Origin of the sequence: Prevotella sp. HMSC077E09, assembly GCF_001814685.1 — a bacterium.
Classification (GTDB): domain Bacteria; phylum Bacteroidota; class Bacteroidia; order Bacteroidales; family Bacteroidaceae; genus Prevotella; species Prevotella oris.
In genome coordinates, this window is record NZ_KV817540.1 from 1 (window position 1) to 899 (window position 899).

The following is an 899-nucleotide window of genomic DNA, read 5'->3' on the forward strand; positions in this document are numbered from 1 at the left end:
ACTCTCCGATGGCGGACTGAGCTTCCTTGCCCGTTCCTCTGAACGGCACTTCAACGAACGTCCGTATCTCCACCACTCAGTCTATCTCTTCCTTACCAAGACCACCAAGCAGCGTATGGCACAGCAGAGCAACTTCTCTTCGCTCTGCCGTGGACACCTGCTGCCCAAGGAAATCACCAACAAGGACGAAGTGATGAAGTTCATGGAAGCCGTCGATCAGTTCGAGCGTATCATCAACGACACCGAGCAGCTAAGGATTGTCCGCATGACAGAAGACGAGTTGGTAGGCACAAATGAAAAGGGCGGACTGCTTGACAGGTATTTCTCTCTATCAGAAGAAGGGCATGCGTCTTTGGAGGACATCCGTCTGGGCGCAGACCTTGTGCGTGTGGGCGACAATCAGCTGTGTCTGCATACACTTTCCGATACGGATGACCTACCGACAACGGTCAGCACGGACAGCCGATATGAACGGCTGTCCACTGACAGGAGCGACTGCCGCCTGTCCTTTGCCTCTCCCGTAGGGCTGATGTTACCCTGTAACCATATCTATAACCAGTACCTCTTCATCGAGGACAGCGATGTCAACTTGGAACGCTTCGAGAAGCAGGCAAGGAATATGCACTCGCTGGCACGCTACAGCCGTAGCAACCAAATCAACGAGGAGTGGATACAGGAGTATCTCAATATTGCCCACTCACAGGGACTGACCTCCATCCGTGCTCACTTCAACGTATTGGCATGGAGTAGCGATAAGGAAGAACTTCGCCAGATTAAGAATGACGTGGGCTCTGCACTTGCTCTTATGGAATGCCACCCTCGCCACAATACCATTGATGCGGCAACGCTCTACTGGGCGGGCATACCCGGCAATGCGGCAGACTTTCCAGCAGAAGAGT

1 protein-coding gene is annotated in these 899 nt (G+C 53.2%); it reads left to right on the forward strand.

The features are described from left to right. Window positions 1-899: TraG family conjugative transposon ATPase (locus HMPREF2983_RS05340; RefSeq protein WP_141757624.1), on the forward strand; the 899-nt coding region annotated here is incomplete at both ends.